The following is a 17,179-nucleotide window of genomic DNA, read 5'->3' on the forward strand; positions in this document are numbered from 1 at the left end:
ATTCATTTAGATGCGACAATAGCTATAAAGCTGGTTTTATTACGTACGACTTTCCTTTTTTTGCTTTAAACTTAATTATATATCCCATCGTTGTTTTTTCACTTTTAAGATTAAGGGTCTCCACTTTAAAAGGTTCCATATATCGTATAACACAGTTTCCTCCTTCTTTAACCGTAATTTTTGATGAACTAAGCTTACCTTTTTTCCAGCTGATATCTACTATAAAGTTGCCTCTTGCAACGATGCCTTTTATTGCTCCTTCCTCCCATGCGTCTGGTAAGGCAGGTAATAAATGTATCTCGTGATTTTGGCTTTGCATAAGCATTTCTATTACTCCCGCAGTAGCAGCAAAGTTACCATCGATTTGAAATGGAGGATGAGCATCAAAAAGATTAGCATACACTCCCCCGCCCTTATTAAAATTACGGTCTCCTTCTTTAGTAAGTCGAAGCTGATTCCTAAATAATTTATAAGCATGGTTTCCGTCTAAAAGTCTCGCCCACATATTTACTTTCCACCCAAGACTCCATCCGGTTCCATCATCGCCACGCAATTCTAAAGTTGTTTTGGCCGCATTCGCTAATTCTGGGGTAGATAAAGGCGATATTAAGTTTGCAGGATGCAACGCATATAGATGCGAAGTATGCCTGTGGTGAGGGTCTTCTTCCTCAAAATCCTTATACCATTCTAATAATTGTTTTTTACTGCCAATTCTGAACGGAAATAATTTCTGATCGGCTTTTTTTATCGTATTTATAAAATCCTGGTCTGTATTTAGAATATCCGAAGCCTCTGTAATATTACCAAATAGATCTTTAATAATCCCCATATCCATGGTAGTAGCAACTGTTACGGAGCCTTTCTTTTTTCCATCATAATAATACCGGTTTTCAGGCGAAGTTGAAGGCATTGTTACCAGATAACCATCCTTATCTTCCTGCAGCCAGTCTAATGTAAATTCAGCTGCTCCTTTTAAAATAGGGTAAACTTCTTTTAAGTATTTTTTATCACCGGTAAACTGGTAATGTTCCCATAAATGCCTGCTTAACCAATTGGCACCCATATACCAGTTCGCCCACATGGGATCCCCTTTGCCCAAATCGCCCACAGGATTGGTTAGCGCCCATATATCTGAATTATGATGTACCACCCAGCCTCTGGCGTGATAATAATCTTTTGCAGTCTCAGCTCCTGTCACTGTCAGATTTTTTATAAAGCCGTCAAGCGGATAAAATAACTCTGATAAATTGGCTGTTTCTACCGGCCAATAATTCATTTGTAGATTAATATTCGTCGTATAATTACTGCTCCATGGTGGTCGTAATTCCTTATTCCATATTCCTTGTAAATTGGCCGGAACCTCTTTCGTGCGAGAGGATGATATCAATAAATATCTTCCGTACTGAAAAAATAACATTTCAAGATTCGAATCTTTGGCTCCCTTAAAATAATCTTCCAATCGCTTATCTGTCGCTATTGCTGTTTTCTTTGTTTCACTTTCGTTCAGATTTAAAGAAACACGATTAAAAAAGTAATGAAAATTTTCGAGATGATCTTTAAGTAAACGATCATAGTTTTTTGAAACCGCATTAGCCAGATAGCCCTCTGCCAGTTTTTTTTCATCTTTGCCTTCACTATCAGGGCATTTGTCAAAACCATTAAAACTTGTTGCCGCCGATACTAGAATCACAATTTCTGTAGCATCCTTAATCTCCAGATTATTATCCTTTTCACTAATTGTTCCGTCTTTAATTATTGGCTTTACAATTAATTCAAAACGCATCCCTTTACAACCGTTTTCATCATAAACTACTGGCTCTTTATTATAATCTATATAATTGGGATCAACATTTGAAGGCGCTTTTCCGTTTAAAAACAAAGAAGTTTCTTTTATCGCTGTTTTGAAATGGAGCTGACTTTTAGCACTTAAATTAATAGAAAGTTTTTTAGGTTCACTGGCCGTCAGTTTTAAAATAATGCATTGACCGGGAGCTGAGGCAAAAATTTCTCTTTTGTAAGTTACCCCATCAACAGTAAAAATTGTAGTTGCAATCGCATCTTCCATATTAAGATCGCGATAATAAGCTGATACTGGATTATCACTTAAATTTTGTTTCAACACTAAATCTCCCAGAGGCATATAACTCTGGCTGTAAACGCCCTGCATCTTTTTTGTAAGTTCATATCCTTTTTCATAATCGCCAGCGATTAAAGCTTGTCTTACAGGAGCTAAATTCTCAAATGCAGTTGGATTTACGTTTTTAGATACGGGTCCGCCACTCCAAAGCGTTGCCTCGTTAAGTTGTATGAGTTCTTCATTAACTTTTCCGAAGACCATTGCTCCAAGTCTACCATTGCCTATCGGAAGCGCTTCAGTCCAAAAAGTTGCAGGTTTGTCATAATGAATCTTTAAATCCTCTTGCGAATAGGCTATAGAAACAAATAATGACAGCAAAAAAAACAAGCGAATTTTGATCATGTTTTTGATATTTAATTTGAGCATAAAATGATGAATGCAAAAGCTGTATTTTAAAACTATTTCATTTTTAATTTTAAAACATTAACCGAATAGGCCCCTAATTTCAATTTAGCTTTCTCTTTTTCGTATTTAAATTTTGTTTCCTTCGGACTTATTTTTTTAGGATCAGCAAAAGTATTTTCATCTTTTAATTCAGGGCTGGTAAGCGTTATTATAGTTCCATCCGGTATTAATTTTGTTCCTTTAAAATTAATCGAAACATCCTGTGTTGCAGAAGATGTATTAACCAATTTTATAATTATTTCTTTAGTATTAACATCTTTAACTGCAGATGCAAACAAATTATTTTGTCCGGTAAGTGGTTCTCCGTTTTTACTAATTGTCAACAAATCGGTTCCTTTATTCGTCGAAAATAATTTTTGCACATAATAATTGGCAGAACCATAAGCTTCTAAATTATTGAACCAAATCATATCCGGTGTCCATTGCCACGCATCCTCATGTGCCATTAGCGGTGCATAAGAAGTTAAATTTACGACATCGGCATTACGTTCTAATCCTGTCATGAAAGCGGCTTCAGAAAAAGCACATTCCCAATTGTTTCTGTTATTCGGATTTGCTCCTGAAACACTTTGGGCGGCATATTCTCCCGCAAATATTTTTGGGCCTTTTCTGTCATATTTATCATAACGAGCCGCATTTTCTCTAAACCATTGCGGACTTTTATAATAATGCTCGTCTATAACCTGAGCATCTAATTTTTTCAGTTCCTGCATGGCATAATCAAAATGTTCACCATCTGGCGATGGGCCACTTCCGGAAACTATAATGATATTTGGATATTTTGCTTTGATTGCTTTTTCAAAAACCTTGTACCTGTCGATATAATCCGGTCCCCATTGCTCATTTCCAACGCCAATATATTGTAGTCCAAAAGGTTTTGGATGTCCCATATCGGAACGGAGTTTGCCCCATGGCGTATCTTCTGAACCATTGGCAAATTCAATTAAGTCCAAAGCATCCTGCACATAAGGATCTAATTCTTCAAGCGGAGCCAATTGCCCTGTATTGTATTGGCACGCCATTCCACAGCTTAAAATAGGTAACGGAGTAGCTCCAATATCTTCTGAAAGCTGAAAGTATTCATAAAATCCCAGTCCAAAACTTTGAAAATAATCGGGAGTTTGTTTGTGGCCAAATTCTACATTCCAACGGTTCATCATCGTTTTTCTGTCTTCCACATTTCCAACTGATTTTTTCCATTGGTAACGATCTGCCAAAGTTCTTCCTTCCACAATACAGCCGCCCGGAAAGCGTAAAAATCCCGGTTTCATATCATACAAAAGCTGTACAAGATCTTTGCGCAAGCCGTTTTTTCTGTTCTTCCAGGTATCTTCCGGAAAAAGCGAAATCATATCTAAATCTATCGTTCCGGTTCCTTCAAAAGTTATTTTTAATTTTGCTTTTGCGTCGGTTTGAGTCGCTGTAAATTGTGACGTATACGTTTTCCATTCTTTAGAGGTTGGCGCGATAACCGTTTCTCCAATAACTTTTTGATCTTTATCAATCAGCTGAATGATTATTTTTTTGATGTTTCCCTCTTGATTTAATGCTTTTAGCGAAAGGTTATATCTGGCGTCTTTTTTAACGCCCATTCCTCTGAATCCTTCATTTATTAAGGCATAGCCTGCAGCATTATTGATTTCAACCCTGCAAAAATTAGTATTATTTGCTGCTATTTCGATTGGCGTGGCACTACCCGATTCTTTGTTCAAGGAAGACCTTTTTGTATTAGGTTGCTCCCATCCCATTAAAGGTTTATCAAATTCAAAAGATCTGTTTTTAATCATTTCGGCATACAATCCTCCATCAGCCGCAAAATTAATGTCCTCAAAAAAGAGTCCGAACATGGTTGGCTGAATTTTCGTGATAGCTTTGGAAGCATCCACATCTAAATTGATACTTTGGGAATTTGCTAAAAAACTCGCAAGCAAAAGACTGCAAATGATAAATTTTGTACTTCTGTTCTTTTTCATTCTAATTAATTATTTTTTGACCGCTTTTAATTTATCCGGAAAAGCCGATTCGCCTTCTAAATTATTAATAATAAGCGAATCTACATTTTTACTTTCGACTGCATAAGCAAAATAGTCGGGTCTGTTTTTTCCCCATTCTACTGAGCAGTTTTGTATTTTGATTTTTTCTGCCGAATCAAAATAAAAGCCTGATGTACTTCCTTTTACAAAACCTTCCATATCTGCAGGACGACGATCATAAATACCACCCTGATGCGAGGTTGTTTTATCTATAAAAATACTAACATTATCAAAAACAACATTATTTATTTTATCTTTTGATTCAGCACTTACGTAAACTCCATTTTCTCCTGTACACTGAATATTGCTGAAATAGATGTTTTTAATAGCGCCTACTTTCCCTTCGACTGCACCTTTTGGAAAACGCCAGTTGGCATCCTTATGATTTCCTTTTGCTCTTCTGAAAGCCGTTACATAAATAGGTTCTGCTTTTCCCCACCAGGTATCAGTAGTGAGTTTGGCTTCAATAATAATGTTAGAAAAGATAACATCGCTTACCGTTCCTTCATCCCGATTTTGAATGCCAAGGGCGCGATTGCTATTTTTAATAATGCAATTATTGAACACTACCTGTCTGATAGCATCCATGTTTTCTGAACCAATTTTGATGGCGCAGCTGCTGCTCGTCATGGTACAATTGGTAACCGTTATGTTTTCACAGGCACCAAATTCCTCAAATTCTCTTCTGTTTTTTAAACAAATACAATCATCTCCGCTTTCTATATAGCAATCACTAATGCGTACATTTTTTGAATGATCTAAATCAATGCCGTCGCTGTTACGAACTTTTAAGCTGTTCAGCAATGTTATACCACTAATTACAACATCATTACAACCTACAAGATGTATAGTCCAATAAGCCGAGTTTCCTATATGAATATCTCTTATTCTGATGTTTTTTCCGCCAATAATAGTCAGAACATGTGGCCGCGGATCAAGTACATTAAACGGTTTTAAAACATAAGAGTCTTCCAGTTCTTCTCCCATAAAAGAAATGCCGTTTCCATCTATTTTTCCGCTTCCACTAATGCTGAAATTTTCTACATTTTCACCACCAATCCAGATAGTGCCTTCTCCGGGATTCGTACGAAAAGCACTTTTAGTATATAATTTTTCATCCGGACTTGCCAATAGTTTTGCTCCAGCCTCAACATGTAAATCAATTCCCGATTTTACATCAAACGGTCCTGCCAAAAAGGTAAACGGTGCAGGCAGTAAAACACGTCCACCCGTTTTGCTGCAGGCGTCTATTGCTTTTTGAATCGCTGCTGCATCATTTGTTTTACCATCTCCTTTGGCGCCGTATTTTTTAACATCATATACTTTTTGTGCTGTCATTGCCAGCGAAAAACAAAAAGCAATTATAAAGGTCATCGATTTCTTTATCATTAGTTCTATTTTTAAAGATACTTAAATCTTATTAAGTTGTAAATTTAATAGAGGAAGCTTACCAAAATACGGTATATAAAGCTACTAAGATTCCGCAGATTATAAAGGATCCAATAATAAACTCTGAAGATACTTTGAACATTGCTGTATCTACTTCTATTTTATGCATCTCATGCTCCAGTTTCGGTTCAGGTTTTAAAAGACTAATTAGCACCATCATGATTACAATTAAAAAGAAAGCAATGGTCATTCTGTCTAAAAAAGGATAATCGGGAAAAGCACCATTTGTCCATACCGGTAAAAATTTTAAAACTGCCGCAATAGGTACGGTAAGCAATGCGCCTGCAAGTCCGGCCGAAGCCGTTGTTTTCTTCCAGAACATTCCCAATAAAAAAATAGCCAAAACTCCCGGTGAAAAGAAACCAACATATTCCTGTATAAACTGATACGCCTGATCTAATGATTTTAAAGCCGGGGCAACAAGTGCAGCAATAAACATGGCAGCTACTACAACCCATCTTCCGGTAAGTACCAGTTTTCTTTCAGATGCTTCCTTATTAAAATATTTTTTATAAATATCTAAAGAAAAAATTGTCGAGATACTATTGGCTTTACCAGCAAGAGAAGCTACAATTGCTGCCGTTAAAGCAGCCAGCGCTACTCCTTTTAATCCCGCAGGCAATAAATTCATTAAGGTTGGATATGCCTGATCTGGTTTTAAAACTCCGACTGCATCAATCATTTCTTTTTGAAACATTCCGTTTTGGTGCATTACATACATCGCAATACCGGGTAAAACCGCAATAATTGGAACTAATAATTTTAAAAATGCAGCAAACAAAATTCCTTTTCGGGCTGTTTTTAAATCGGCCCCTAAAGCTCTTTGTACAATATATTGATTACAACCCCAATAGGCCAGATTATTGATCAGCATACCACCTACGAGTACTGAGATTCCAGGCAATTCAGCATAATGCGGACTTGATTTATCCAATATCATATGCAAATGATCCGGTGCTTCCTGTTTTAAAACCAAAAGTCCTTTCAGAATATCTTTTCCGAATCCAAATTGTTCTGATAATAATGTTAGGGACAAATAAGTGGTTACCAAACCTCCCAAAATCAATACGATAACCTGAAACATATCAGTATATCCTATTACTTTCATTCCTCCTAAAGTTACGATAATAGAGAACAAACTCAATCCGATAACGCAAAATTGAAAACTAACAGGTGCTATTGATGAAATTGCCAAAGCTCCTAAATAAATAATAGAAGTAAGATTTACAAATACATAAATCAATAGCCAGATTATTGCCATTATAGTACTTACTGTACCATTATATCTTTTTGCCAAAAATTGTGGCATTGTAAATATCTTGTTTTTAAGATAGACTGGTAAGATGAACATCGCCACTACAATTAATGTTGCGGCTGACATCCATTCGTAAGAAGCAATCGCCAACCCAATGGCAAAACCGGAACCACTCATCCCGATAAAATGTTCTGCCGAAATATTAGAAGCGATCAATGAAGCTCCGATAGCCCACCAGGTGAGAGATCCTTCGGCTAAAAAATATTCGTTGGAACTGGTAGAGGCATTTTTTTTACTTCTGTAAATATACATTCCATAGGATGAAACGATTACAAAATAAATAAGAAAGACAATATAATCTGCGGTTTGTAATACATTCATAATGGTGTGGTTATTTTTTAGTTAGTCAGTTTAAAATGTTTAGAACTGATGGTAATCTTTATCTAAACAAGTTTTTAAGGTTTTTTAAAACTTAAAATTGATTATTTTCTTTCACGGGCTTGTTTTTGATTATTGGATATTTTACAAAGTTTTTTTAGACTTTCAAAAACCATTTTTTCTTATAGAGAAAATAAAGTAGCATAAGCTGTACTATCGTTACTGATAAAGTGGTGAAAACAGGCTGCCAGATGAGCGGCAGGAACTTTATAATTCCTCCAAAAACATATTCGGCTGTATGTTTAAAATCTACCAGCCCTTCAGCTGCCATATAAATCAAAATAGAATTTGAACCGATTAATAGTAATGGAAAGGCCCAATTTTGAAATCCTAAAAGATCAATAATCAGATAAAAGAAAGTAAAAAACAAAATGCTAAATCCGCCTACAAAACATACAAACGAGCTTGTCCACAAATGCTTGTTAATAGGAAAATCATAATCCCAAAGAATCCCTATACCAATTAAAACAAGTGCTGAAAGAACTAATACTGCCAGTTTTTTGCCTGATGAAAAGTGTTTTTTTGCTCGTAAAAAAGTTCCTAAAAACACACCGAGCAAAGCTGTGGCAATGGCTGGTATTGTTGAAAACAATCCTTCCGGATCATAAACTTTGCTGTGTAACCTTCCCGGTAAAAACGTACGATCTATGTATGCTTCTAATGACCCTGCTTTAGTTAAAACACCTGCTCCAAAATTTGGAACCGGAATTAATTTCATTGCTAAATAATAACCTGCTAAAATAGCCGCAAACCAAATAAGCTGCTGCTTTAAATTAAAATTTAAATAAATTAGACCTGCAAAAAACCAGGCAAGCCCAATGCGACCAAGAACACTGGCAAAGCGTGTTTGATCGAAACCATCAAACCTTAATAATCCGTTTACAATAAAACCCAGAAACACCAAAATGCACGTTCGTCGTAACATTGATAAGTATATTTTCTGTTTTTCTTTTGATGGTAATTCACTTGGTGTTTTTACACCTGCAAGGCTCATTTTCTTTTCAAAAGAAAACGGCATTGAAATTCCGGCAACAAACAGAAATACAGGAAATATCATATCATAAAACGTAATACCGTTCCACTCTGCATGATGCAATTGAGACGACATCCAGATAAAAACAGGAATTGGCGCGGCCTTTGCCAGAGCATGTATAATATGTTCGCCGCTCATAATCCAAAACATAACAAATCCGCGAAGCACATCCAAAGAAACTAATCTTCCATTTGTAGTGTTATTCATTTTTTTGTGGTTATTTTTTAGTTGATAGTTGTTTTTTAGTGCCAGTCGCAGTATTCAGTTTCAGTTTACAGTCATAGTGTTTAGTATTTACTTCAAACTGAACACTGAGACTGAGACTGAATACTGTAAACTCTATTTTATTGGTTTAATGACAAATCCGTAGCTGTATTCACTTTGTTTCAATATATATTGCTCGTGCGGAGGTAATCCCCAGCTGTTGTCTCCACCTACTCCGCGCTGTGTTAAATCAACACAAACCACAACTTCATTTCGAGGTGTAATATCACTGGAATGAATATTTTTTTTAGAAATTCCACCATCAAAATCACTCGGATAATTATTCAAAGTACTTATTCCTAAAGACTGTGACCCTTTTATTTCCAAGCCATTTCCGTTATTGTTTGAAAGTTTAAACCAGCGAACATCTGTTTTATATCCGTTTTCCTGCGGGCGTGTGTATGGAACATATTGATCTGCAACTTTACTTTCATAAATTCCCTTAAATGATGCTGTATTTCTATCCGGATAATTTTCTAATGGTCCTCTTCCGTAATAATCCAGATTTTCATAGCTGTCTTTTAAGACGAAAATCATTCCGAAACGAGGCATTTCCGGTACCGAATTATTCCCTTTTTTATAAGAAGCCTGTATTTCTAAAGCATCATCATTTCCTAACGAATATTGGATTGTATAATCAGAAGCAACATCATTCAGCTTTAATTTGACAATCACATATTTTTTTCCGTCTTTCTCCGTTTCCTGAATGCTTTCTAAAGTGGTATTCTTACCTGCTGTTCTCCATACATTCGTTCTGATCTGCATTTTATTCCCAATATCATTATCTGTAGGTGCTCTCCAAAAATTGAGTTCCGGATATTGTTTAAAGTACTCCTCGCCTTTTGAACTGTAATAGGAAATTAACCCTGTTGACTTACTTATTTTCACAACAACATTGTCCGAAGTCAATACAAACTGCTCTTTTTCATCCTGAATTTTAGCCGCATTTGCTTTTTTTGATTGTGTAAAATAAGCTCCATCATTAATTACAAACTGTTCTTTTGCAATTTCAAAATTCTGAGGCAATAACTCTGATCCTGTTTTTGTGTAAGCAAAAACATTCAACAAATATTCTGTCCCTTCTTTTGATTGTAATTTTGGCAAATCAAGTTTAAACTGTTTTTTTGATTTTGGATTTAAAGCAACATCTATTATTCCTTCTTTTATAATTTTTCCATTTTCTAAAACTTGATATTTGAAATTGTACTGACTTAAATTGGTAAACCCAAAATCGTTTATAATTTCAATAACTCCATTTTTTACATCAACCGCTTCAAATAAAATATCCTGATATACTTTTTTCACTTCAAAAGCACCCGGATGTGGTGTTCTGTCGGCATAAACTAATCCATTGTGACAAAAGTTTTCATCATTTAGATAATTCTGACTTCCCAAATCTCCTCCGTAAGCCCAATATTTGCGTCCAGCTTCATCTTTCGCTTCAAAACCCTGATCTACCCAGTCCCAAATAAAACCACCCTGCATATTTTTGCTTCCGCGAATGATGTCCCAATATTCCTGAAAATTACCGCTGCTGTTTCCCATGGCATGCGAATACTCACACATAATATACGGGCGGGCAACTTCTTTACGTGCCGCATATTCTTTCATATAAGCAATTGTAGGATACATGGGGCAGACAATATCTGTGTTTTCGTTTTCTTTAGCCTGCTCAAATTGGACTAATCGGGTATTATCTCTCTTTTTAATCCATTTATAAGCTTCGTGAAAAACAGGTCCGTTGGCACTTTCATTACCTAATGACCAAAGAATTACCGATGGCATATTTTTATCTCTTTCTACCAAGCTGTAAATTCGGTCTAAATGTGCTTCTCTCCATTCCGGAAGATGGCCCGGATTAGTTTTTGGATTCATCCAAATTAGAGGCTGTCCCTCTACTCCCATTCCGTGACTTTCGATATTCGCTTCATCCACTAAAAACAAACCGTATTTATTGCAAAGTTTTACCCATAAAATATTGTTGGGATAATGACTGCAGCGAACTGAATTTATATTCAGCTGTTTCATCATCTTAATATCTTTCATCATGGTGGCTTCATCCTGAAAATGTCCCGTTACCGGATTATGCTCATGAATGTTAACGCCGTGAACCATTAATCTGACTCCGTTTACCAGTAGCTGTCCTCCTTTGAGTTCTACTTTTCTGAATCCGATTTGTGTCGCTACTGTTTCAATTATACTGCCTTTTTCATTTTTTAACGAAAGTACCAGTGAATACAAATTGGGCGTTTCGCTGCTCCATAATTTTGGATTGGATACATTTTGAGAAAAACTGACCGTCTGGGTTTTATTGGCTTCAGAATTTACCCGGATTATTTTTGTGAAAATATTTTTTCCCGAAGCATCAACCAATTTAGCTTCTACTTTTTGATTGTTTATTGCTGCTGAACTCAGATTTTTTAAAGTAATATCTACATTTAAACTTCCGTTTTTGTAATTGGAATCCAAATCAGGTTTTGCAAAAAAATCGGCAATACGAATGTCATTAATACTATACAAATAAACATTTCTGTCAATTCCTGAAAGTCTCCACATATCCTGATCTTCAAGATATGAGCCATCACTCCATCGGTATACTTCAACTGCTAAAGTATTATTTCCGGCTTTTAAATATTTCGTAATATCAAATTCCGCCGGACTTTTTGTGTTTTCTGTATATCCTACTTTTTCTCCATTTACCCAAATGTACATAGCCGATGTTCCTGCTTCAAAATGAAGAAATACATGGCGATTATCCCAGTTTTCGGGCAGAACAAAATCTTTTTTATAAGAACCAACCGGATTATCCCAATGGTTAATAAAGGGGGGATTTCTCTCAAAAGGATACGTAATATTGGTATAAATTGGAATACCGTAACCATTTAATTCCCAGTTAGAAGGCACTTGTAATTCTTTCCAATGCAAAGTACTGAAATCCTGTTTGTAAAAATCTTTCGGACGTTGATCCGGCGTTGGTGACCAGGAAAATTTCCATTTACCATTTAAAGAAAAATACCAGGGCGAGCTTTCATATTTATCTCTTATGGCAGAAGTTTCATCTGCATATGGAAGAAAGGCTGCTCGTGCCGGCTCTCTGTTAATTTGAAATACTTCGGGATTTTCCCAATCGTTTCTGTCTTTATTTTCCTGCCCTAAAACAGTTGTAATTACAAAAAGAGTTAGTAAAAGTATTGTGGTTTTGATTTTCTGCATTTAGTTAGTAGTTTAAATCTTCAAATTCTGAAGAAGAAAAAGTTGAAATAATGAAGTTTGCTTAAAACTTCATTTTCTCCGGCAAATACTTAGCAACTAATTCCTTGTAATAAGGTAACAAGGCTTTTACATCTGGTTTAACCGGTGCTTTTGTATATAAGTCATACGGATTAAATTTTCGTACCCAGTCAAACATTTCTATATCTTTTTCATTCATCAAATGCGCATAAGCATTTTCCTTATGCTGCGAATAGAAAGAATGGTATCGAATCATATACAAAGCAGGATCCGGAAGATAATCTTTCATGATCTGATATAAATATTCATCATGTCCCCAGCTCATTTTTACTTTATCCAGTCCACAGTTTTGAGTATAAACGCCTAATTTCGTATTGAATCTTTCATCTGTATAATCCGGATTTTCTTTGAAGAAATCAGGATAAACAATCTTATCAGAATAGGCACATCCTACCGGAAAAGTGTCTCCAACAACGGCCCATTGCGGTTCGCCAAACAAGCATAAAATTTTACCCAGATCATGTATAAAACCCGTTAATACAAACCAGTCCGGGTGACCGTCTGCCCTTATTGCTTCTGAAGTTTGTAAAAGATGTTGGGTCTGGTCCAAATCAATATCCGGATCACTATCGTCTACAAGCGTATTTAAGAAATCAACGGCTTCCCAAATTGACATTTCTTTTTTATTGAACTGTAAAAATTCATCTTCTTTACTGCAAACAAAATCATACGTTTGATAGGTATGATTTATTCTATAAAACTCCTTAACAGTTTCTACTCTTTCTGAATCGACATAATTTCTAAACTCATCTTTTTCTTTTACAGGCTCAGACGGGTCCGGATATCGTATTAACAAATCGTCTTCCCATTCATCCAGATTGTTCAGCGGATTGTCAGTGTCAATTGGCTTTTTCATAAGATTTAATTTTATTGTTTCATACAAAAATAAAATTACCTTCAGGAAACAGAATGGACTAATACATCAAAAACATGGATAGATTTTAAATTAATGTGATTTTTACAATAAATAATTGTCAAAAAAAATTCCAATAAAAAAATTCCAAATTCCAATGTGGTATGCAATTGGAATTTGGAATTTTTAAATTTGATTGATCTCACTTTACGGAGACGCACTGCTGTGCGCCTCTACGATGCACCGTGAAGGAAATCATAAAAAATAAATTCCATAACGAATTTCAATATGCAAACCCCAATATTCTTTTTTAATCGAATCGCTCTTTGTATTTTTTGAATAACGTATTCATTACTAAAAGTACTACTCCAACGCCCAATAGAACCAGCGCTCTAATGAGGAAATCTGCATTTGATAAATCGAAAAACATGAGTCGGATTACGCAAATACCCACTAAAGAAAGCGAAACGTAACGGAAGTATTTTTCTTTCAGGATAATTCCGAGTATTAGCAATCCCAGAGACTCTAAAATCCAGAAGAATGTTAAGATTCCTTTATCGAACGAGAGATACAAAAACAATCCGATGCTAAAAGTGGCAGGGTAAATAATGATACTGTTTCTGGATTTGAAATCTTCAATATATTTATAAATAATAAAAATATACAATGCCAATAATGCAAATATGATGAGATAAACAAATTCAAATTTAGATTCGTAATAGGTGAAACTAATAAAAGCTAAATGAAAATTAGCCAGTAAATAATACACAATACTGATTTCCTTTTTATTCCCAATCTTTTTATAATAAAGACATAGGTTTACGATCGCTGTTACAGCCCAGAATACGGGAAGCCATTTGTGTTCTAATTGAGAAAACATAATGATAGAAAGCCAAATATTTATGAAAATTTGATAATCTATTTTTAATGCTTTTATGAATTCTTTTTTGTTTATCAGAAGGGCTAAAACAATCAATAAAACAATACTGAAAAGTTGTAAAACCCAGGCTGACAAAGTAAAACTATTAAGCTCTTTGATACTGTAAAAAACAGATGTCAGAATAGATAAAAGTCCAATAACTAATATCGATTCCGGAGCTAGTTGTATTTTTTTGCATAAAATAAGAGCAAAATTCAGGATTGCCAAAAGCATAAACAGCGGGGCTAAGTAAACCAATTTTACCTGGATAAACAATAAAGCGATTATCCATAAGTTTTGATTAACAGGCAAAACTGAAATAAACATTTTACCCGCTTCTTTTGTACTTTTCATTTGCAAATAACTATACGCAACAGATAATAAAACACATACAGCTTGTGTGCCATAAAGTACATATTGATTTGCTGTATCTGCTTCGTAAATAGCTAAATAAATACTTAGAAGTATAGACCCCATTAATATTGCGAAAGAGTACAAATTGTAGCGTTTGATTTTTTCTATTTTTTGGAAAATGAAAAAAGTAATTAATGCTAAACTTCCTAAATAAACAGGAATATAGTTTATTTGGATACAAGAAAAACCAAAAACAAGCGCGTTAAAAAGAATGAATTCAGAATTTAATATGTTGAATTTTCCCCAACCGGAAATAACATCATTTGATTTATTTCTGATTTTATCTGCAAATAAAATATAAGTTTCGATTATAGAAAGTCCAATGGCGATTAATCCAATTTCGGCAGTATTCAAAAATCGGGTATTGTATGCAAATAAGCCGCTTCCAAATAAAGAAAAAGCAAGGCAAAAACCGTAAAGCAAGATTTGATTTTCGGTAGTAAGTGTTTTCCGTTTAAATTGAATCCATAAAAATTCATGATTTAGTAAAGCAATACCAAACCATGCGAAAATTTGGACAATATCATAAGGAGCTAAGTATTTATAAGTAAGCGAAATCAATAAAGCGTTTATACCGATGATTCCAAAGGTTTTGATTATGGAATCATCATTATAAAATAATTTCACAAACCAGTTAAAGGTTATTACAGTTATGATTCCTAAAGCTAAAGCAAGATCTAAGTTAGATTTTGGATCTGTGAGAATTAACAGTAATCCTGTAGCAGTGGTGATGATGAAAAATGTGAATCTTCCGAAATCAAAAGTGTTTGTTTTGAATTTAAATCGTAAAGAACACCACAATAAAGCGATAAATAAAAGCGGAAAATAAAATGAAATAACGATGGTATGATACCAACTTACAAAAAACAATATTGAAAACAGTATGGAGAAAACTCCGTTTAAACTCAAATCTTTTTTTATTATAAAAGAATCAATTTCTAAAAATTCTTTTTTTACAACACAAAAAACCGGAACTAATAATGTCATTAATAGCATAACAATCAATGTCGCAAAAGTGTTGGTAATGTAGATTTGATCGTAAGACGGATTTATGTTTACAACAAAAAAGAGGAAAACAAGTAAACACAAAACATGATTGATACCTAAAAATATTTTATGCAGGAGAATTTCTTTGTTTTTATAAACGACAAACAAACAAGTGATCACTAAAAGGTACAATCCGCATGCAATGCTATCAAAACCTACTTTCCAATCATTGAGTATAATGATGCTTAAAGCAAAGAGTATAAATGATACCATCCCGTCCAGATGATACAGCCAAAAAATCTTTTTCTTTCTGGCAAAAATAGCTGCAAAAAGGCAAAGAATTGCCGCGGTAAATAAAACGAAGATTTTGATTTTACTTCCTGTTGAATGTAAAATTAATCCTAAAGCAAATAAAATCCAATTGATTAAATGGGTTGCAAAAGCAATTCTGTCAAAACGAGTATTTGCATAAATGCTGCGGTATTGCATATACATGCAACTTACCGAAACCAAAACAATACCAATTATAGCAAAGATATTTTGAGACGGAGTTAAAATGTTTGTTCCCTGCATAAACCAAATATCAAATACTATAAAAGCCGAAATAACAATCAATAGATGATATTCCCATTTTTCTTTATAGGATAAAACGATTCCTGCTGTTGCCGTTAACGACGCCAATAAAAAAGTAATCAAGAGTTTTTCAGGAATTACACATAAAATCAGGATACTCAATATTACATGCAACGATAAAAAAGTCTGCTGTTTTATTATATAACCAATATACAAATTGATTGCAATTCCAATTCCGATGAGGGAATAAGCGAGGGGAATATTATGTATAAAAGTGAGCGCTGGAATTTGTGAAGCACCAAAACAGCCAAACAAAAACAAACTTGCTCCGGCACTACGAAGCCAAAGCCCCGTTTTAAGCCATTTTTCTTTTTTCCTCAGGAAAAAATAGGAACCGGCTAAAATTCCGGCATAAAGCCAAAGAATTAAAATTCGGAACATTGGCGAAACTTTCATTGCGGTATAAATGCTTAAATAACCAATTCCCAATACCATAATGGCCGTTCCCAAAATCCCCGTCCAGTTTTCGGCAAATTGCTGTTCCAGTTTTTTTATTAGAATAGAAAAAGTACTTTCTACATAAATTTCTTCTTCGTGAGTTTGAGGTTCCGGCTGTGCTTCTACTTCACTCGTTTGTTTTATTTCAAGGTTTTCTAAGGGCTCAGGTGTTTTTATTGCTATAATGCTTTCTTTTTTATCAGTTACAGCAATAGCAGGTTTGTCGAAACTCAAAGCAATTTTTTCAAGAGACTCTTCACTAATTGTATTTGTTTCACTTTGAGAAGAATCTTCAATACTATTCGGGACAACAGGAATGATTGCAGGAGAAACATCTTGCTTTTGTTCCGGAACTATTTCAATGGCATCAATTTTTGAAACTGTATTCGTGGCGACAAACTCAGGTTGGGTGATTTGTCTTTTGATTTCATCAATTTCTTTTTTCAAAGAGTTGTAATTATCTTTATTTTCCCGATAAAGAGAATCTAACTTTTCGTTTTCTGTTTTTAATTTAGATAAATTATTAAACAATACAACAACACAAACAATTAATGCAAAAAGTATAAAACTCTCCATAGGTTAAATTTAGATTTGGCTAAAGTAAGAATTATACTTTTAAAAAAAATACTG

8 protein-coding genes are annotated in these 17,179 nt (G+C 34.6%); all 8 read right to left on the reverse strand.

Translation table 11 applies throughout. The annotated features are described in order from the left end of the window. Positions 1-22: 22 nt before the first annotated feature. Positions 23-2,479, reverse strand: coding sequence for a glycoside hydrolase N-terminal domain-containing protein (locus ASC72_RS14380; RefSeq protein WP_056191990.1), 2,457 nt, complete (start codon positions 2,477-2,479; stop codon positions 23-25). 56 nt (positions 2,480-2,535) lie between these two features. Next, positions 2,536-4,515, reverse strand: a complete 1,980-nt coding sequence (locus tag ASC72_RS14385) for an alpha-L-arabinofuranosidase C-terminal domain-containing protein (protein ID WP_056191872.1) — start codon at positions 4,513-4,515, stop codon at positions 2,536-2,538. 9 nt (positions 4,516-4,524) lie between these two features. After that, positions 4,525-5,964, reverse strand: a complete 1,440-nt coding sequence (locus ASC72_RS14390; protein WP_056191874.1) for a glycoside hydrolase family 28 protein — start codon at positions 5,962-5,964, stop codon at positions 4,525-4,527. A 58-nt stretch (positions 5,965-6,022) separates the two neighbouring features. Then, positions 6,023-7,660 carry a sodium/sugar symporter gene (locus tag ASC72_RS14395; RefSeq protein WP_056191876.1) on the reverse strand — a complete coding sequence of 546 codons (1,638 nt, stop codon included), beginning with the start codon at positions 7,658-7,660 and terminating at the stop codon, positions 6,023-6,025. Positions 7,661-7,814: 154 nt separating this feature from the next. Further along, on the reverse strand, positions 7,815-8,957 hold the full coding sequence (locus tag ASC72_RS14400; protein WP_056191878.1) for an acyltransferase family protein: 1,143 nt from the start codon (positions 8,955-8,957) through the stop codon (positions 7,815-7,817). A 132-nt stretch (positions 8,958-9,089) separates the two neighbouring features. Next, the gene (locus ASC72_RS14405; RefSeq protein ID WP_056191881.1) at positions 9,090-12,227 is read right to left on the reverse strand and encodes a glycoside hydrolase family 2 TIM barrel-domain containing protein; all 3,138 of its coding nucleotides are present in this window, start codon (positions 12,225-12,227) and stop codon (positions 9,090-9,092) included. Positions 12,228-12,288: 61 nt separating this feature from the next. Then, complete coding sequence (locus ASC72_RS14410; protein ID WP_056191883.1) at positions 12,289-13,161, reverse strand: inositol oxygenase family protein; 873 nt, start codon at positions 13,159-13,161, stop codon at positions 12,289-12,291. A 307-nt stretch (positions 13,162-13,468) separates the two neighbouring features. After that, positions 13,469-17,125, reverse strand: a complete 3,657-nt coding sequence (locus tag ASC72_RS14415; protein ID WP_056191886.1) for a hypothetical protein — start codon at positions 17,123-17,125, stop codon at positions 13,469-13,471. Positions 17,126-17,179 lie beyond the last annotated feature (54 nt).

Source organism: Flavobacterium sp. Root420 (genome assembly GCF_001427905.1).
GTDB lineage: Bacteria > Bacteroidota > Bacteroidia > Flavobacteriales > Flavobacteriaceae > Flavobacterium.